Source organism: uncultured Cetobacterium sp. (assembly GCF_945952365.1).
Classification (GTDB): domain Bacteria; phylum Fusobacteriota; class Fusobacteriia; order Fusobacteriales; family Fusobacteriaceae; genus Cetobacterium_A.
In genome coordinates this window covers 14483-33499 of record NZ_CAMFHX010000013.1, presented here as the reverse complement: position 1 = coordinate 33499, position 19017 = coordinate 14483, and the positions used below count along the sequence as shown (strand labels likewise).

Annotated in this window: 24 protein-coding genes; 14 read left to right on the top strand and 10 right to left on the bottom strand. The window is 29.5% G+C overall.

Going from position 1 to position 19017, the window contains the following annotated elements; all coding sequences use genetic code 11:
- The 9 genes from folD (at position 1) to tgt (ending at position 8590) form a co-directional block, all read left to right on the top strand.
- Entirely contained in the window at positions 1-855 is an 855-nt protein-coding gene (gene folD / locus Q0O83_RS06280) for a bifunctional methylenetetrahydrofolate dehydrogenase/methenyltetrahydrofolate cyclohydrolase FolD (protein ID WP_294095261.1), read from the top strand.
- Positions 856-868: 13 nt separating this feature from the next.
- Positions 869-1309: an ACT domain-containing protein gene (locus Q0O83_RS06275; RefSeq protein WP_294095259.1), complete on the top strand. Its 441-nt coding sequence runs from the start codon at positions 869-871 to the stop codon at positions 1307-1309.
- Between the two features lie 9 nt (positions 1310-1318).
- Positions 1319-1771 carry an acetyl-CoA carboxylase biotin carboxyl carrier protein gene (gene accB / locus Q0O83_RS06270; protein ID WP_294095257.1) on the top strand — a complete coding sequence of 151 codons (453 nt, stop codon included), beginning with the start codon at positions 1319-1321 and terminating at the stop codon, positions 1769-1771.
- Between the two features lie 119 nt (positions 1772-1890).
- Positions 1891-3150, top strand: coding sequence for a hemolysin family protein (locus tag Q0O83_RS06265; protein ID WP_294095255.1), 1260 nt, complete (start codon positions 1891-1893; stop codon positions 3148-3150).
- Between the two features lie 2 nt (positions 3151-3152).
- Positions 3153-3812, top strand: a complete 660-nt coding sequence (locus Q0O83_RS06260; RefSeq protein WP_294095253.1) for a DUF502 domain-containing protein — start codon at positions 3153-3155, stop codon at positions 3810-3812.
- Positions 3813-4598, top strand: a complete 786-nt coding sequence (locus tag Q0O83_RS06255; RefSeq protein ID WP_294095251.1) for a hypothetical protein — start codon at positions 3813-3815, stop codon at positions 4596-4598.
- Positions 4599-4654: 56 nt separating this feature from the next.
- Positions 4655-5167: an adenine phosphoribosyltransferase gene (locus Q0O83_RS06250; RefSeq protein ID WP_294095250.1), complete on the top strand. Its 513-nt coding sequence runs from the start codon at positions 4655-4657 to the stop codon at positions 5165-5167.
- Between the two features lie 66 nt (positions 5168-5233).
- The gene (locus Q0O83_RS06245) at positions 5234-7414 is read left to right on the top strand and encodes a bifunctional (p)ppGpp synthetase/guanosine-3',5'-bis(diphosphate) 3'-pyrophosphohydrolase (protein WP_294095248.1); all 2181 of its coding nucleotides are present in this window, start codon (positions 5234-5236) and stop codon (positions 7412-7414) included.
- 9 nt (positions 7415-7423) lie between these two features.
- On the top strand, positions 7424-8590 hold the full coding sequence (gene tgt, locus Q0O83_RS06240; RefSeq protein WP_294095246.1) for a tRNA guanosine(34) transglycosylase Tgt: 1167 nt from the start codon (positions 7424-7426) through the stop codon (positions 8588-8590).
- A 48-nt stretch (positions 8591-8638) separates the two neighbouring features.
- Here tgt and Q0O83_RS06235 read toward each other — a convergent pair whose 3' ends face one another.
- From Q0O83_RS06235 to Q0O83_RS06200, 8 genes are all read right to left on the bottom strand, one after another.
- Positions 8639-8851: a hypothetical protein gene (locus Q0O83_RS06235; protein ID WP_294095243.1), complete on the bottom strand. Its 213-nt coding sequence runs from the start codon at positions 8849-8851 to the stop codon at positions 8639-8641.
- Positions 8852-8860: 9 nt separating this feature from the next.
- The gene (locus tag Q0O83_RS06230) at positions 8861-9892 is read right to left on the bottom strand and encodes an asparaginase (protein WP_294095241.1); all 1032 of its coding nucleotides are present in this window, start codon (positions 9890-9892) and stop codon (positions 8861-8863) included.
- Positions 9893-9944: 52 nt separating this feature from the next.
- Positions 9945-11225, bottom strand: a complete 1281-nt coding sequence (locus Q0O83_RS06225) for an adenylosuccinate synthase (protein ID WP_294095238.1) — start codon at positions 11223-11225, stop codon at positions 9945-9947.
- Between the two features lie 24 nt (positions 11226-11249).
- On the bottom strand, positions 11250-11951 hold the full coding sequence (trmB, locus tag Q0O83_RS06220; RefSeq protein WP_294095235.1) for a tRNA (guanosine(46)-N7)-methyltransferase TrmB: 702 nt from the start codon (positions 11949-11951) through the stop codon (positions 11250-11252).
- Positions 11948-13063 carry a glycosyltransferase N-terminal domain-containing protein gene (locus tag Q0O83_RS06215; RefSeq protein WP_294095234.1) on the bottom strand — a complete coding sequence of 372 codons (1116 nt, stop codon included), beginning with the start codon at positions 13061-13063 and terminating at the stop codon, positions 11948-11950. Before Q0O83_RS06215 ends, trmB begins: the two co-directional genes overlap by 4 nt.
- Before the next feature lie 116 nt (positions 13064-13179).
- Positions 13180-13842 (bottom strand): (d)CMP kinase, encoded by a 663-nt coding sequence (gene cmk / locus Q0O83_RS06210; RefSeq protein ID WP_294095230.1) that lies wholly within the window; start codon positions 13840-13842, stop codon positions 13180-13182.
- An 11-nt stretch (positions 13843-13853) separates the two neighbouring features.
- A complete protein-coding gene (prmA, locus tag Q0O83_RS06205; protein WP_294095227.1) occupies positions 13854-14783 on the bottom strand; it encodes a 50S ribosomal protein L11 methyltransferase in 930 nt (309 codons plus the stop codon).
- A gap of 10 nt (positions 14784-14793) precedes the next feature.
- On the bottom strand, positions 14794-15588 hold the full coding sequence (locus tag Q0O83_RS06200) for a TIGR00282 family metallophosphoesterase (RefSeq protein WP_294095224.1): 795 nt from the start codon (positions 15586-15588) through the stop codon (positions 14794-14796).
- A gap of 165 nt (positions 15589-15753) precedes the next feature.
- On the opposite strand from Q0O83_RS06200, the gene Q0O83_RS06195 reads away from it, so the two are divergent.
- From Q0O83_RS06195 to Q0O83_RS06175, 5 genes are all read left to right on the top strand, one after another.
- Positions 15754-15963 (top strand): hypothetical protein, encoded by a 210-nt coding sequence (locus tag Q0O83_RS06195; protein WP_294095222.1) that lies wholly within the window; start codon positions 15754-15756, stop codon positions 15961-15963.
- Positions 15964-16104: 141 nt separating this feature from the next.
- Complete coding sequence (locus Q0O83_RS06190; protein ID WP_294095219.1) at positions 16105-16515, top strand: SoxR reducing system RseC family protein; 411 nt, start codon at positions 16105-16107, stop codon at positions 16513-16515.
- A gap of 12 nt (positions 16516-16527) precedes the next feature.
- A complete protein-coding gene (locus tag Q0O83_RS06185) occupies positions 16528-17022 on the top strand; it encodes a toxin-antitoxin system YwqK family antitoxin (protein WP_294095217.1) in 495 nt (164 codons plus the stop codon).
- A gap of 20 nt (positions 17023-17042) precedes the next feature.
- Positions 17043-17378 (top strand): STAS-like domain-containing protein, encoded by a 336-nt coding sequence (locus Q0O83_RS06180; RefSeq protein WP_294095214.1) that lies wholly within the window; start codon positions 17043-17045, stop codon positions 17376-17378.
- Positions 17379-17451: 73 nt separating this feature from the next.
- Positions 17452-17694: a hypothetical protein gene (locus Q0O83_RS06175; protein WP_294095349.1), complete on the top strand. Its 243-nt coding sequence runs from the start codon at positions 17452-17454 to the stop codon at positions 17692-17694.
- Between the two features lie 254 nt (positions 17695-17948).
- Here the strand turns inward: Q0O83_RS06175 and Q0O83_RS06170 are convergent, their stop codons facing one another.
- On the bottom strand, positions 17949-18644 hold the full coding sequence (locus tag Q0O83_RS06170) for an LrgB family protein (protein WP_294095211.1): 696 nt from the start codon (positions 18642-18644) through the stop codon (positions 17949-17951).
- Positions 18645-18986 carry a CidA/LrgA family protein gene (locus tag Q0O83_RS06165; protein ID WP_294095209.1) on the bottom strand — a complete coding sequence of 114 codons (342 nt, stop codon included), beginning with the start codon at positions 18984-18986 and terminating at the stop codon, positions 18645-18647.
- Positions 18987-19017: the final 31 nt, after the last annotated feature.

The following is a 19017-nucleotide window of genomic DNA, read 5'->3' as shown; positions in this document are numbered from 1 at the left end:
ATGAAAATTTTAGATGGTAAATACGTATCTCAAAAAGTTAGAGATTCTATAAAAAGTGAGATAATTGAGATAAAAGAAAAAATGGGAAAGGTTCCAGGTTTAGCAGTGATACAAGCTGGAGACAATTTAGCATCTAAAATTTATGTTAATTCTAAAATAAAGCAGTGTGCAGAGGTGGGAATTGAGTCAAAAAACTTTATTTTACCAGCAGATGTAACTGAAGAGGAACTTTTAAATAAAATAGATGAATTAAACAAAGACGATGCAATAGATGGTATTTTAGTTCAATTACCATTACCTAATCATATAGATACACCAAAAGTTATAGAAACTATAGATATTGCAAAAGATGTAGATGGGTTTAAACCAGAAAATTTAGGTAAGGTTGTTTTAGGAGATGAAACTGCACTAATCTCTTGTACACCAGCAGGAATACTTAGATTGTTTGAAGAGTATAAGCTTGCTTTAGAGGGGAAAGATGTTGTTGTTATAGGTAGAAGTAATATTGTAGGGAAACCAATGACAGCACTTTTAATAAATGAAGGAGCAACAGTTACTGTTTGTAACAGTAAAACAAAGAATCTTTCAGAAAAAACAAAAAATGCAGATGTTGTAATAGTAGCTATAGGAAAAGCTAATTTCTTAAAAGGGGATATGGTAAAAGATGGAGCTATTATAATAGATGTTGGAATTAACAGAGATGAAAATAATAAAATCTGTGGAGATGTAGATTTTGAATCTGTAAAAGATAAGGTATCATATATCACGCCTGTTCCAGGAGGAGTAGGACCAATGACAATTGCAATGCTACTTAATAATACATTAAAAGCATTCAAAATCGGAAAAAAAATATAGGGGAGAGTTTAAAATGGAGAAAAAAGAATTTTATATTGTTGATAAAAGAATATTACCAAACTCAATACAAAGTGTTATTAAAGTAAATGAGATTGTTCAAGCTGAGAGAATCTCTAAATATGAGGCTATTAAAAGAGTAGGAATAAGTAGAAGTACTTACTATAAATATAAAGATTATATAAAGCCATTCTTCGAAGGTGGAAAAGAAAAGGTATTTAGTATCTATTTATCTTTAGAAGATAAGCCAGGAATTTTAGCTAGAGTTTTAGATATTATTGCAGGAGAGCAAATGAATATCTTAACAATAGTACAAAATATAGCTATTGATGGAATCAGTAGAGTAACTATCTCTATTCAAACAACAGAGAATTTACTTAGAAAAATAGAAGAGATGTTAGAAAAAATAAGTTCATTAGAATTAGTAAAAGAGTTAAGAGTTATCGGAAGTAACTAGGGAGGAACAATGAAGTTAGATTTAGAAAGCATAAAAAAATTAGCTAAAAGTATAGAGGAGCACAATCTTTCTGAAATTAGTGTAGAAGTGAACGGAACAAAGCTTACAATGAAAAAAGAGGAGCCAAAAGATGAAGTGGTAGCATCAACAGTAAAGTATGTTGAACAACCAACTATTTTATCAAATGAGGGTTCTTTTGAAACTGAAACTAACGAAGTCGTAGAAGAGGGAATAGAAATTTTATCACCAATGGTAGGAACATATTACTCAGCTCCTTCACCAGATTCAGAGGATTTTGTAAAAATTGGAGATAAAATTGAAGTTGGAGATACAGTGTGTATCGTTGAAGCTATGAAAATGATGAATGAAGTTAAGTCAACAGTAGCGGGAACAGTTATTGCATTAAAGTCAGAAAATGGAAAAGCTGTTAAAAAGGGAGAGATATTATTCTTAGTAAAATAGAGGAAAGCTGATAGCTTTCCTTTTTCTTCTTTGATAGGCAGCGTGTTGTTTTTTATGGAGAATTATGGTAGAATATATAGGTATTCAATTTAAAAAAATAAGGAAGGTGTATTGTAAAGTTGGACACGTATCGTGATATTATTATATTAGTTGTATTAATTTTACTATCTGGTTTTTTCTCAGCCTCAGAAACAGCGTTAACTTCTTTTAAAACCACAGATTTAGAAGATGTAGAGAAATCGAATAAAAAGACAGCACATTTATTAAAAAAATGGTTGAAAAGTCCAAATGAGATTTTAACAGGAATGCTATTAGGAAATAACATAGTAAATATTTTAGGATCATCTATAGCTACTGCATTAGCAATTAATATAATGGGAAATTCTCCTAGAAGTTTAGCTATTGTTACAGGAGTAATGACTGTTTTAATACTTATATTTGGAGAGATAACACCTAAAATTATGGCAAAAAACAATGCTAGATATTTTTCGAAAGTTGTTATAGGGCCGATATATTATTTTGGTGTATTGATGAAACCGTTAGTAAAAATATTGATGTGGACTTCAATTTTAATAGGAAGAATATTAGGAGTTGAAGTAAAAACGGAAAATATAATGTTCACAGAAGAGGACTTAATCTCGTTTGTAAATGTTGGAGAAGCAGAAGGAATTATTGAAGAAGAGGAAAAAGAGATGATTCATTCTATCGTTGGACTAGGAGAAACTAGTGCTAAGGAGATAATGACTCCAAGAACTTCGATGTTTGCAGTAGAGGGAAATAAAACTTTAGATGACATTTGGGATGAAATGATTGATGCTGGATTTTCAAGAATTCCAGTTTATGAAGAAACAATTGATAATATAATAGGAGTTTTGTACACTAAAGATGTATTGAACTACCTAAAGGCAAATAGTACAAATACTCAAGTAAAAGAGTTAGTTAGAGAAGCATATTATGTTCCTGAAACTAAATCTATAATTGAAATTCTTCAAGAGTTTAAAAGTAAAAAAGTTCATATTGCATTGGTATTAGATGAGTATGGAGGAATTGGTGGAGTTTTAACAATAGAAGATTTGTTAGAAGAGATTGTTGGAGAGATTCGTGATGAGTTTGATCATGAAGAAGAGGAAACAATAAAAGAGATTGATGATAATAGATATGAAGTTGACGCTATGCTAGATATAGAAACAATAAATAAAAATTTAAGTATAGAACTTCCAATATCAGAAGACTATGAAAGCTTAGGTGGATTACTTATGTCTGAACTTGGAAAAATACCATCAATTGGAGATGTTGTAGAATTTGAAGATGTAAAATTAGTTGTTATTCAAGTCGAAAAGATGAGAGTATCTAAGGTAGAGATACAGAGAGAGGAATAATAATGAAAAGAGTAAAGGCCAGTTTTTATAGCGGATTAATTGCGATATTGCCGATAGTTATCACAGTTTATATATTTAACTGGATATTTCAAATATTCTTAGGATTATTACAGGATTCTTTTGTTACTGTAGCAATAAGAAGTTTAGTAATACATGCAGGTTTAGGAAAAGAACAGGATTTACATCTGTATACTCAGATATTAATAAATGTATTATCTTTTATAACGGTTATTTTAACTTTGATAATAATTGGAACTGCAATGAGAGTATTTCTGTTTAAAAAAATAGGGTCTTTTCTAAACAATCTATTAGTAAAAATTCCATTATTTAGTCAGATATATAGTACAATTACACAAATAATATCTTTATTTGCAGCAGATAGACAAAAATCTTATCAGAAAGTAGTTATGTTTGAATATCCTAGAAAAGGAATCTATAGTATAGGCTTTATGACTTCTAATAGCAATCATTTAGCTGAAGAGGTAACACAAGAGGAGATGTGCAATGTATTTTTACCAACTTCTCCAAATCCTACATCAGGGATGTTTATAATATTAAAAAAATCTGAAGTGAGAATTTTAGATATAAAAGTAGATGATGCAATAAAGCTTATAATTTCAGGAGGAGTAATATTACCACCAAACAATAAAAAGGAGAACTAGATGTATAAATATCTTTTTTTAGTTTTTATATTCATTGGGTGTAGCAATAAAAAAATAGTAGATAATAAAAATCTTGAAACAAAGGATGAAAAATATTTATTACTTAAAGGCGCTAATTTATATTCTTTAGGAAAAAAAAGTGAAGCACTGTCAACTTATGATGAAATTTTAAAGATTAATAGTAAAAACTCAGAAGCATTAAGAGAGAAAGCTATTATAGAAGGTCAACTTGGAAACAAACTTCAAGCAGAAAAAGATTTACTTAAAGCCTTAAATTTAAATCCGAAAGATAATCTGATTTTAAAAAATTTAGGGTATTTGAATTTTGAAAAAAAGAATTATAAAAAAAGTTTAGAATATTTAAAAAAAGTTCCTTTAGATTTCAGAGAAGATCAGGATTATTTTATTTTAGGGTATGTTGAATTTCTAAATGGAAATTACTTAAATTCTTTAAATTATTATGGATATGTTGAAGATCAAAATATTTTTAATAATGATTTATTTTTTAATTCATATCTTAATAATTTAGAAAGAGTAGAAACTTTTAATAATGATATTTTTTTGAAAATAGAAGATAGAGTTAAAAAAAATAAAAAAAATACTATAAAATTGTCGGATTTCTATAGTTTATCTTTAAAAAAAGATGAGTTATCAGAAAGGGCTTTAAAAAATTATTTAACGTATAACAAAGTGGATAAAGATATAGTTAATAAATTAATTAAATTATACTATAAAAATGGAGATAAAGAAAAAGTAGAGAAAGCTTTAAATTTAATTGACAGTTGATATAGATAATTATATAGAAATAAACTTTTAAAAGAGTAATATTTAGGAGGATTTAAATGGATTTAAAAAAATATGTAGCATTAGTTGAGGATTATCCAAAACCAGGAATAAAGTTTAGAGATATCACTCCTCTAATGGGAAATGGTGAAGCTTATAAATTTGCAACAGATAAAGTTGTAGAGTTCGCAAAAGATCACAACATAGATTTAGTAGTAGGACCAGAAGCAAGAGGATTTATATTTGGATGTCCAGTATCATACGCTTTAGGTGTTGGATTTGCTCCAGTTAGAAAGCCAGGAAAGTTACCAAGAGAAGTTATTGAATACGCTTACGATTTAGAGTACGGTTCAAATGTATTATGTATGCATAAAGATTCAGTAAAGCCAGGGCAAAGAGTATTAATCGTTGACGATTTATTAGCAACTGGTGGAACAATAGAAGCTACAGTAAAGTTAATTGAAGAATTAGGTGGAGTAGTTGCAGGATTAGCATTCTTAATTGAACTAGAAGATTTAAATGGTAAAGAGAAATTAGAAGGATATCCAGTATTAACTTTAATGAAGTATTAATAACTTTTGAGGCGGCACAAAGTTGTGTCGCCTTATTTGTATAATCTTATTAGAAAGAGGTGTATTATGAAATATTGGCAAGAGATAGAAAGTGAAATAGATAAGCATAATTTAAAAGTAGACAGAGAGAAGATCAAAATGGCTTTCTTTTTTGCAGAGGAATGCCATATAGGACAATACAGAAAATCAGGTGACAGCTATATAATACATCCTGTAGAAGTAACTAAAATATTGATAGATATGAAAATGGATACAGAGGGAATAATAGCAGGAATACTTCACGATATAGTGGAAGATACTCTAATAACGATAGCAGATATAAAATATAACTTCGGTGACGAAGTTGCTCACCTTGTAGACGGAGTTACAAAACTAGATCATTTACCAAATGGAACTAAAAAACAGGATGAAAATATAAGAAAAATGATAATAGCTATGGCTAAAGATGTCAGAGTTATTATTATAAAATTAGCGGATAGACTTCATAATATGAGAACTTTAAAGTTTATGCCACCAGAAAAACAAAAAAGAATAGCTCACGAAACACTTTCAATATATGCTCCTTTAGCTCATAGACTAGGAATAGCAAAGATAAAGTGGGAGTTAGAAGATATGTCTTTATATTATTTAGAACCTGAAAAATATAAAGATATAAAAGCTTTAATTGATGAGAAAAAAGATGAGAGAAAAAAATATTTAGAAGAGATGGTAAATAATATAACTCGTCTTTTAAATGAAGTTCAAATTTACGGTAAAGTTAGAGGAAGATTTAAACATTTCTATAGTATCTATAAAAAGATGTTTGAAAAAGGAAAAGACTTTGATGGAATATATGATTTAATAGGAATAAGAATAATCTTAGATAGTGAAGCAGAGTGTTATAACACTTTAGGGGTAATTCATAGTAATTATAGACCTGTCCCAGGAAGATTTAAAGATTATATAGCAGTTCCAAAATCTAATAACTACCAATCTATTCATACAACCATAGTTGGACCTTTAGGAAAATTTGTTGAAATTCAGATTAGAACAGAGGGTATGGATAGAGTAGCAGAAGAGGGAGTTGCAGCTCATTGGAGTTATAAAGAGAATAAAAAAATAAGTAAAAAAGATCAAGTTTATGGTTGGTTAAGAAATATAGTTGAGCTAAATCAAGGTGCTGAAAATACTGAGGAGTTTATAAGAGAGGTTACAGGAGATATTGTAAAAGAAACAGTGTTTGTATTCTCTCCTAAAGGTGATGTTGTAGAGTTAGCTCAGGGTGCAACACCTATAGATTTTGCTTTTAATATTCATACAGAGATTGGAATTAAATGTATTGGAGCAAAAGTAAACGGAAGAATTGTTCCATTAGATTATAAATTAAATAATGGTGACAGAGTTGAAGTAATAACTTCAAAGACTGCAAAAGGACCAGGAAATGATTGGTTAGATATTGTTGCAACTCAAAGTGCAAAAAGTAAAATAAAAAAATGGCTAAAAGATCAAAAGTTAGATGAAAATATAAAATTAGGTAAAGAGTTAATAGAGAAGGAGCTTCTAAAACTAGGAGTAACTTTAAAAGAGTTTGAAGAGGGCGCTGTTTTAAAGAAGCATTTAGAAAAACATAATATGCCAACATTAAATGATTTCTATTTCCACATGGGTGAAACTAAGAGTAAGGTTGATGTAATTATAGCCAAACTAAAAATAGAGCAAGAAAAACATAAAGCTTACGAAGAGACAACCGTAGAAGATTTTATAAAAGAACCAACTAAGAAAAAATCAGCTAAAAAAGATGATCAAGGAATTGTGATAGATGGAACAGAAAATACATTGATAAGATTTGCAAGATGCTGTACTCCACTACCAGGAGATGATATAAGTGGATATGTTACAAAATTGACAGGAATAGCAATCCATAGAAAAGATTGTCCAAACTATATATCAATGGTAAATCATGATCCAGCTAGAGTTATAGATGTTCATTGGGATGAGAAACTATTAAATACTCCATCTAAAAAAAGTAAGTATACATTTGTATTTACTATTAGAGCTTTTGATAGACAGAGTATTTTAATGGATGTAGTTACAACAATCTCAAATCATAAGATAAATGTATTGTCACTAAACTCTCATAATATAAAAAAGGGATTAGATACAATAGCTATTATCAAAGCAACAGTTGAACTAAATAATAAAGATGAATACAAACAGTTAGTTAATCATCTTTTAAAAATAAAAGATGTTATATCAGTAGATAGATAGGAGAGAAGAATGAGTAGAAAGTTACCAGTGACGTACGAGTTATATGAAAAAGATGGAAAGGCAAGAATAGGAAAAATTACAACTCCACATGGAGAGATAGAAACACCTGTATTCATGCCAGTTGGAACTCAAGCAACAGTAAAGGGAATGACTCCAGAAGAGTTAGAGGAGATGGGTTCTGAAATAATACTAGGAAATACATACCACTTATATTTAAGACCAAGTGATGAGCTTGTTGCTAAATTTGGTGGATTACATAAATTTATGAATTGGAATAAGCCAATTTTAACAGACAGCGGTGGATTCCAAGTATTCAGCTTAGGTGATTTAAGACAGATTAAAGAAGAGGGAGTATATTTTAGATCACATTTAGATGGTTCAAAGCATTTTATCTCTCCAGAGAAGTCAATTAATATTCAAAATAACTTAGGTTCAGATATAGTTATGCTGTTTGATGAGTGTCCTCCAGGGATGTCTTCAAAAGAGTATTTAATTCCTTCGATAGAGAGAACAACTAGATGGGCTAAGAGATGTGTTGAAGCACATAAAAGACCAGACGAGCAAGGTTTATTTGCAATTGTTCAAGGTGGAGTATATGAAGAGTTAAGAGATAAAAGTTTTGCTGAATTAAGTGAGATGGATGAGCACTTCTCTGGATACGCAGTTGGTGGATTAGCTGTAGGTGAGCCAAGAGAGGATATGTATAGAATTCTTGATTACATAGTAGAAAAATTACCTGAGGATAAGCCAAGATATTTAATGGGTGTAGGTGAACCTTTAGATATGTTAGAAGCAGTTGCATCTGGAATAGATATGATGGATTGTGTTCAACCATCTAGAATTGGAAGACATGGAACTGTATTTACAAAATACGGAAGATTAGTTGTAAAAAATGCTTCATACTCAGAGGATACAAGACCTTTAGATGATGGATGTGACTGTTATGTATGTAGAAATTATACTAGAGGATATATCAGACATCTGTTTAAAGCAGGAGAGATTTTAGGTGGAAGACTAGCAACATATCATAACCTATACTTCTTACTGAAATTAATGAAAGATTCAAGAACAGCTATAAAGGATAAAAGATTTAATGAGTTTAAAGCTGAGTTTGAAGCTAACTATAAAATTGGAAAAAGCAGTGAATGGATTAAACCTATAAAGTTTGATAAATAAAAAATCGGGTCTTTCGACCCGTTTTTTATTACAGTATATAAATCTAAATTAAATATTTTCTTTTGTAAATTTAAGTTTAAATTCATTTTCAGATCTAACAAAAAACATCTCATCTCCATTTGAATCTAAAACTTTTTCAGAAAAAACTCTATAAAGATACATATTTTGTCCATCTTGCTCATTAGTACAATTCATGACATTATAATTTAAAACTTCATAAAGCTTTCCATTTTTATTATTTTTCCAAAGCTCTTTGTTCATAGCACTCCTTCAAACAGTTATTTCACCGCATAAATCAGTTTCCATATATAATTTTATATCCTCAGTAGAAAGATTTTTTCCTAAAAGATACATAAGTTTTGTTATAGCAGCTTCAGGAGTCATATCCCCACCGCTGATAACTCCAATTCTTTTTAGTGCACTACTAGCTTCATAAAGTCCCATTTTAACAGCTCCTGTAGCACATTGACTTATATTTACAACGACAACACCAGAGTTTATGATAGCCTCTAAAGCTGTTACAAATGATTCAGATGTTGGAGCGTTTCCATTTCCATAAGTTTTTAAAATAACCCCTTTGATTTCAGGATGAGCCTCAACAAGAGTTTTAATATAAAGAGGGTTCATTCCAGGGAATATTTCAACTATAAGAACATTGTTATTTATAAATGGATCAATATAAAACTCTTTTGTAGGCATATCTAAAACCCTTTTATCAGTAACTTTTATTTCACACCCAATCTCTCCTAAAGGTCTATAGTTAGGTGAAGCAAATCCAAAATAATTAGTAGCATCAATTTTTCTAGCACGATTTCCTCTTAAAAGTTCATCTCTAAAACAGATAGTTACCTCTGGAATACTTTTAACACCATAGATTCTATTTCCAGCTATTTGAATAGATGTGATTAAATTTTGAAGAGCATCACTTCTAGGTGTAACTAATGGTACTTGAGACCCAGTAAGTACAACAGGTTTATCTAAATTTTTAAGCATAAAAGATAAAGCTGAAGCTGTGAATGCCATAGTGTCAGTTCCATGTAAAATTACAAATCCTCTATAAGAGTAGTAATTCTGCTCAATAATTTTTACGATATCAATCCAGATTTCAGGATTCATATCTGATGAATCAATTAGAGTTGGAATTTGACAATAGTCAGCTGGAAAATTTTCTAATAAAGGATGGTTTCTAGCAACTTCAAACCAGTTTTTTGCTGGTCTTAAAGGGCTGTTAGGATTATTTTCCTCACTATTAACCATACCAATGGTACCCCCAGTGTTTATAATAAGAATTTTTTCTAACATTTAACTCCTCCTAAACGTAATCCCCTAGTTACCTAGGGGATTACATTTTTTATTATATATCTTTTAAGAATATATTTTGACTTCTATCAGGACCAACTGAAACAACAGTTATTTGACATCCTAAGAACTCTTCAACTCTAGCAAGGTATTTTTTACAGTTTTCAGGTAACTCATCATAGTTTTTCATATTAGAGATATCCTCTGTCCATCCTGGTAACTCTTCATATATTGGCTTTGCATATGCTAACTTTTCAGTAGCAGCAGGAACAGTCGTATAAACTTTTCCATCGATTTCATATCCAGTACAGATTTGTAAAGTATCTAATCCACTTAAAACGTCAATTTTAGTAATAACAACATCTGTTAATCCGTTGATATCTACAGCATATTTACCAACAACAAGATCTAACCATCCACATCTTCTAGGTCTTCCAGTAGTAGCTCCGAACTCTCCACCGATTTGTCTGATTTTTTCTCCTAATTCGTTGTTTAACTCAGTAACGAAAGGACCTTCTCCAACTCTAGTTGTATAAGCTTTCATAACTCCGATTATTCTATCGATTTTCTTAGGTGAAATTCCAACTCCAGTAGTAACTCCTCCACTTGTAGGTGATGAAGATGTAACATATGGGTATGTTCCATAGTTAATATCTAACATCATAGCTTGAGCTCCTTCAAATAAAACGAATTTATCGTCATCTAACGCTTTGTTAATTTCAGGAGTAGCATCAATGATTCTATGCTTTAATCTCTCAGTATATCCTTTGTACTCTTCAAAGATTTCGTTGAAATCCATAGTAGGTGCATCGTATATTTTAGTGAATAACTCATTTTTCTCTTCTAAGTTCATTTTTAATTTCTTAGCGAATAACTCCATATCTAATAAATCAACAGCTCTGATTCCAACTCTTGAGAATTTATCTGAGTAACAAGGTCCGATTCCTCTTTTAGTAGTTCCGATTTTGTTATCTCCACTTCTCTCTTCTTTTAAGATATCAAGTTGAATATGGTAAGGCATAATTAGGTGAGCTCTATCACTAATGAATAGGTGATCTACTTTAGCTCCTTTACCTTCTAATGTATCTAACTCTTTTAAAAGTACTTTTGGATCAACAACAACACCTGGTCCAATGATACATTTTCCTTGTCCGTGTAACATACCAGATGGTAATAGGTGAAGTATGAACTTCTCTCCGTTTACAACAACTGTATGTCCAGCATTGTTTCCACCTTGGAATCTAACAACATAGTCAGCTCTATCTCCAAGAACATCGATTATTTTACCTTTTCCTTCGTCTCCCCATTGAGTTCCAACTACAACATATCCTGCCATTTAAATACCTCCATGTATTATTCGTTATTTGATTTTTTTTATTTCAATATAGTTGATATTTTTATTATGTTTACATATAAATAAATCTTCAAACTCTGTTCTAATATTATCAGCAGCTTTAGGACTATTATGTAAGTCAGCTGTATGATATACAACCTCGTAATTTTCTAATTCTTTAGCAAATTCTAAAACGTCAGCGTAATATTGGTCGTGATCTGTTTTAAAGAATAAAGTTCCTTCAACTTTCATGATTACATCAAGAAGTTCAAATAATCTAGGTTGAAGGATTCTATTTTTTTCATTTCCTTCCCAAGGATCTGGGAAATTGATGTATAAACCTTCAATCTCTCCTTTACCGATAAACTTTGTAATGTCTTCACCACGTCTTCTTAAGAAAACAACATTGTTAAGATTTCTTTTAACAGCTTTAGTAGCAGATAAAACTAATCTTTTAAATCTTATTTCAAGAGCTAAGTGGTTTCTCTCAGGATATTTAGCAGCCATTCCAACAGCAAAATTTCCACTTCCAGATCCAATTTCTAGATATACAGGGTTATTGTTTCCAAAAGCTTTTTGGTTCCAATTATCTCTGTAAGAATCCATAATTTCACTATCGTAGATAATGTGATTAGGGTATTCTACTAACTTAACCATATAAGGGTTATAGTTAATTCTTGGATTTGTGAAGAAGTGTCTCCATAGAGTATCTTCTAATCTTTCTTTCATTCTTCCTCCATAAATTTAATCGTTTTTTCAGCAGCATTTTTATTACTTTTGAAAAACTCTTTTATTTTATCCTCAGAAACAGGATTTGTTTCTAAGAGATTAATAGCATTTAAAAACTCCTCTTTATTATGTACTTTATATCCAATACCAAGTGTTAAAATATCTCTTGAGATATCTTTTACATTTTGGAGATAAGATCCAAAAATAGGTGTTTTACCATAGAAAAGAGGTTCTAATAAACTATGGCCACCTATATCAACTAATGTTCCACCAACAAATGTAATATCAGCAATAGAGTAGAATTTTCTTAAAACTCCCATTTTATCAACGACTAATACTTGGAACTCTTCTGAGCAGGGGTTATTTTCTAAGTCAGTTAATTTTTTATAACTTAGAGTTGAATCTTTTAAAAGAGTTTCGATTTCTGAAACTCTTTCTAGATGTCTTGGAACTATTACAAGTAAGGTGTTCTTCAGTTCTTTATATATATCAATAAGAATAGAATCTTCACCATCACGAGTACTTCCAGCAACAAAAATTTTTCTAGAATTACTTTTTAATAACTTTTTCAATGCTGTTTTCTCACTTGAGTTAAACTCTTCAAATGAAATATCAAATTTTAAATTTCCAGAAACTGAAACTTTTGTAGCTTCAGCTCCAAGAGATATTATTCTTTTTTTATCTTCATCTGATTGCATAGAAAATCCATTTATCTTAGAGAATAAAGGTTTTAAAATCCATTTAACTTTATTATATCTAGGAAAACTTTTATTAGAGATTCTTCCGTTAATGATATATACTTTAGATATTTTATTTCCTAAAGTTATCAAATTTGGCCAAATCTCTGTTTCAATTAAAATAACTTTAGATACTTTAATATAATTAAATATTTTTTTTAAAATAAACATATCATCTAAAGGAAACTTTAGTATAGATATTCTATTATCTTTTGAATATTTATTTAAAGCAGTTTCATAACCTGTATCAGTAAAGACTGTAATTAAAATATTATCTTTAAAATTTTCTTTTAACTTTTTTATAAGGGCATCTGAAAGATTTATTTCACCTACAGATGAGCAATGTACCCAAATATATTGTTCACCTTTTTTCAAGATAGATATATCTTGAAAAAATCGAGTAAAAACAAATTTCATCTTTTTGGGTTTAAAAAGTAAAAAAATAAGTATAAAAGGATATAAAAAACTTCTTACTAAATTGTAAAGCATTATTATCCTCCAATTTTAGTTTGGATTAGATTTGCTATAGCAGCGACACTCTCTTCTATATTCATGAAACTTGTATCGACTTCAACAGCATCATCAGCTTTTTTTAATGGACTCTCTTTTCTTGTAGAATCTGTGTGATCTCTTTCTAAAATATCCTTTAGAACAGTTTCAAAATCTTCATTTATTCCTCTAGAAGCGTAATCTCTTACTCTTCTTTTAGCTCTTTCTTCAGCAGAGGCTATTAGAAACACTTTTAAATCAGCATTTGGAAATACAACTGTTCCAATATCTCTACCATCTAAAATAACTTTTTTACCATGACTGATCTCTCTTTGTAAATCTACTAATTTAGTTCTAACAGCTTTAATAGCTGAAACTGGAGAAACTATTTTAGTTACTTCAGGAGTTCTAATTTTTAAAGAGACATCTTCATTATTTAATATAAATTTATCTCCGATTATATCTACCTTTATATTATCTAAAATTTTCTCAACATCACTTTGAGTATGAAAATCAATATTATTTTCAAGAATATAAAGGGCTACCATTCTGTACATAGCTCCAGTATCAAGGTATGTTAAACCAAAATTTTTAGCAATTACTTTGGCGATAGTACTTTTTCCGCTACCAGCAGGACCATCTAATGCAATGATATAATTCTTCATAAAAATCCTCCCTAAGCTTTGATAAGAAGAGCTCTCCACTCTTTATCTCTTTTGATTTCTAGTATTTCAAGACCTTTTTCCTCTACTTGTTTAACTATTTCTGGTAATTTATCTTCAATAATTCCAGAGAATATAATTAAACCATCTTTTTTTACAACTTTAAAGATATCTTTTAAAAGAAGTAAAATAACATCAGCTAAGATATTAGCTACAACAACATCAAATTGTTTATCTTGAACAACTGAGATTAAATCTCCTAAGAAAACTTGAGCATTTTTTTCTGAAATTTTATTTAACTCTAAATTTTCTTTTGTAGCTTCAACAGCTAACTCATCAATATCAGTTCCATAGATATCAGTCGCTCCTAATTTTTCAGCAGCAATCATTAATATTCCTGATCCTGTTCCCACATCGATAACAGTGTTTCCAGGATTTATATTTTCTTCCATTATTTTTAAGCAAAGAGATGTTGTAGGATGAGACCCAGTACCAAAAGCTCTTCCAGGATCTAATTCAATAACTAACTCATTCTCTTCAGGTTCATATTCTCTCCAAGTAGGCTTTACAACAAACTTTTCACTAACCTTTTCAGGGTAAAGGTATTTTTTCCAACTGTTTTGATAATCTTCCTCATCATACTCATAGAAATCTATAGTGAAAACTACATCATCTCTATCATTGAATCTCTCTTCGAAAGCAGCCTTTATAAGGTCATTTCTTCTTTGAGAATAAGGATTCATTGGGAAATATGCAGAAACTGCATAATCTACCATTAAAAATTGCTTTTCATCTTTATAAAAATCTAAAGGATTTTTAGTTTTTAATGGTTCATCAATTTTTAAACCAGTAGCTCCAAATCCATAAAATATATCACAAACTTCTTTTTGAGTATCATCGATACTATCACTATCAAATATAACTTTTATTTCAACAACTTTCATAAAAACCGTCCTAATTAAATATTCCTAACTCGATAAGAGAAAGGTTGATTCTTTCAATTTTTGTACATTCACCAGTTTCATCATCTAGTTCAATGTCTAATCCATTAATTCTTTCTTTACCTTCGGCAATGTCGAATTTTTGTGGTAAAGCAGTTAAGAATTTAGGGATGATTGATTCTTTTTTCATTCCTATAATACCGTTATCAGAACCAGTCATTCCAACATCACTGATATAACCAGTACCTTCTAATAAAATTTTATTATCTGCAGTTTGAACATGTGTATGTGTTCCATAAACTACAGAAACTTTTCCATCTAAGTAGTTCGCAAGAGCTAATTTTTCTGAAGTAGCTTCAGCGTGGAAATCTATTATAATGTGTTTACATTCTTTTCTGATCTCTTCGATAAGAGCATTAGCCGTTGTAAATGGGCAATCAATTGGAGGCATAAAAACTCTTCCTTGAAGTGACACAACAGCAATCTTATTTCCTTTTCTATCTTTTAAAATAGAGTAACCATTTCCAGGCACACCACTAGGATAATTATGTGGACGAAGAAGTCTATTACTTCTATCTAAATAATCATAAATTTCTCTCTTATCCCAAATGTGATTTCCACTTGTAATAATGTTTACTCCCCAATCTAAAATTTCATCACAAAGCTTTGCAGTGATTCCGAATCCAGCAGCAGCATTCTCTCCATTAACAATTATAAAATCATAGTTGTTTTTGTATTTATCAAGATATGCTTTTAAAGTTTTTCTACCAGGATTCCCTACAACGTCACCTATAACTAAAACTTTCATTATTTACCTCATTTCTATATTTGTATTACCAAAAAATATTATAACATTTTTTACTAGAAATTAAAACTCAAAAAATACTTTTAAAAAAAACAAATTGCATGTTGACAACTACACGAAAATGGTGTATTATTGAGTCAGATAATAAACAAACTAGGAGTGACGCATATGTTAACTAAAGAAGAATTTTTAAAAAAGATAGGACAAAGTGAAGAGGAATTAAAAGCAAAAGGGCTTGAGTTAATGTTCATAGGTGAAGTTGGATATGGCGACGAAGATGATGGATGGGATGTAGTTTATATTGATCCAAGTAGATGTGTAGAAGTAGGTATGGGATGTAAGTGTGCTGTTGGTGGAACACTACACGAAAAATTATAAAATTTATTCAAAATATGTAAATTACAGGTAAGATTTTTTTCTTACCTTTTTTTTATTACAAAAAAATTAAGTTCTATAAAAAAATATGTTATAATTTCAATATAATCATTTCAATATAATCATTTCAATAAGGAGCAGACAATGAAAAGTAGTGGTTTAGTGAAGGATAAAATGGGGAATAAACTGGTTATTTCAATGTATAAAGAGAGTGCATGTTCTCACTGTAATAATTGTAGTGAAAGTGCAAAAATAGCAAATACCTTTACATTTATATCTGATAGAAATGACATTAGTATCGGAGATGTGATAACATTTGAAATGGAAGATAATCAAGTTTTTAAGGCAGCTATGATAGTATATATAATTCCATTGATATTTATGTTTTTAGGATATTATATGGGCAGTAAGTTTGGATTAACAGAGGGAAAAACAATAGCTACAAGTTTTATAAGTTTAATAGCGGCATTTGTAGGTATATTTATTTATGATAGAAAAGTAGTTAAACATAAAATGGAAAAAGCAGTAAAAATAATAGATGTAGAAAGAAAATAGTGAGGGATTAAAATGATAAAAAAAATATCAATAGCTTTTATTTTATTGGTGCAAATAACTTTTGCTAGATACTCACAAGTGGAATACTCTAAAATTTTAAACAAAAACGGAAAAATTTTCGTCAAAAATAATAGGACTCCTTTTACGGGAATGGTGACATTTCAGAACGATAGAGAGTTTTACAAAAATGGTGTACCAGAAGGGAAGTGGTTGTCTTTTTATACAAATGGTAAAATAAAATCAATAGAAAATTGGAGAAATGGAGAATTAAACGGAAAATATGTTTTATATAGTCAGGATGGCCATAAAACATTTCAGACATATTATTTAAAAGGAAAAGATCACGGATTATTTAGGCTTTATCATGAAAATGGAAAGCCTCATATAGTAGGGAATTTTAATAATGGTCAAGCAATAGGAATTTGGAATTACTACAATCAAAATGGAAAGCTGATAGGAAAAAGAGAGTATACGATAGATACAAATCATTTTGATCAGACAAACTAAATACAGGAGAAAACAATCTTATGAAAATAAAATTAAAAAAATACTTTAAGAGTTCAATGCTTATAAATCCAGATAAAGCTAAAAGTTTTTACGAAAAAATAAAAGAGATTTTAAAAAAAGAGGAAGAGGTTGTACTTGATTTTGCAGGAATTCAAGCAACGACATTAGTATTTTTATACGTACTTTTTACTAATTTATGGAATGAATATGGAAATGAATTGAAGAATAAATTAACTATAAAAAACGCATCGCAAGGCTTATTCAGTCAGATGTTATATTTGAAAGATAACTATAAAGAGTTGAAAACAAAGTTTTTAGGAGTTCATCAAAACTTTGAAATAGCATATATAGGATAATTGTTGACAAAATTAATAAAAAATGATAACATACAAAAGTAAAGAAACTATACCAAAAAGGGGTGTAAAAAATATGTTTTTTGAAGAGATACAAAATGAAATATATGATAGTACATTTGATGCAGTTTATAATGCGTTATTAGAAGAGTTTAAAGAAGGAATATTAACTATTGAAAGGTTAACGATGAATATAGACGAGCAACAGCAAGTATTATTAAATGGATTTTTCGAAGGAGAAACAAAATTTGCTTATGCTAGTGCAACAGTAGATGCTCATCAGTATGCTTTAGCAATGATAAAAAAAGGTTTAGTATAAAGAATGGATTTAATCCATTCTTTTCTTTTTTTATACAAAAAGTATTTAAAAAACATTTGAAACAGAACAAAGGAAAATAAAAAAATGTTCAGAAAAAAAACTTGACATAAAAGTGTTCTTATTATATACTAAATACAAGACCGAATTTGATTGAATAGATCTATATACCCCCCAAAAATCTATTTTAATCTTTTTTATTTTTTAACACTCCCCCGTGTTATAAAAAACCCTCCCCCCCAGGAGGGATTTTTTATTTACCAAATGATTTTTAGAATAATTGGAGCAATAAAAATTGTTATAATTCCAGCTATAACAATAGATAAAGCACTCATAGCTCCTTCAACCTCTCCCATTTCAATGGCTTTACTTGTTCCAACAGCATGACTCGATATACCAATTCCAAGGCCTTTAGCAATTGCATTTTCAATTTTAAATAGTTTTAACATAAAAGGAGCAAATATATTTCCAGTTATTCCAGTTACCATAATAGCGAAAACAGTTATAGCAGGAATTCCACCAAGAAGTTTACTTACTTCAATTCCAATTGGAGTTGTTATAGATTTAGGAACAAAAGATAAAAGAATAACATCTTGAATGTGAAGCAATTTTCCTAAAGCTAAAACAGAGACTATTGCAGTTATAGATCCAACCAAAGACCCAATTAAAATAATTTTATAGTGTTTTTTAAGGCTTTCTAACTCTTTATAAAGAGGGATAGCTAAACAAACAGTTGCAGGAGCGATAAAGAATCCTAAAATATCACCACCTTTATTATAATAAGATGTAGGAATATCAAAAATTTTCATTATTGATAAAATAATAACTAAGGCAACTAAAATTGGATTTAAAATTGGAAGCTTAAATTTATTAAAGATATCCTTTCCTAATTTAAAAGCAATTAAACTTATAAAAATTCCAAAAAATGCATTGTCAAAAAATATCTCTTTCATTTATTTTTTCCCCCTCATCATAAAATCAACAAATAAAGCTGTAACAACCATAGTAATTAATGTTGTTAAAACTAAAAGTAAAACTAATTTAAAAAAATCAGTTTTTAATATATCTACAACATCTAAAAGTTTAACACTAGGTGGAATAAAGGTTATAATCATATTAGCAATGAAAAAATCACCGACATTTTTAATAGAATCTAATTTAATCCACTTTAAAGTTAGAAAAACAAAAAGTAAAACTAAACCATTTACAGTACCTGGAGTGGGCAGGTGCAACATTTTTTCTAAAATAACTCCAAGATAGTTAACGCTTAAAATAATAAGAAATTCGTACAACATTAGTAGTCCTCCAATTTAAATTGTCTATAAA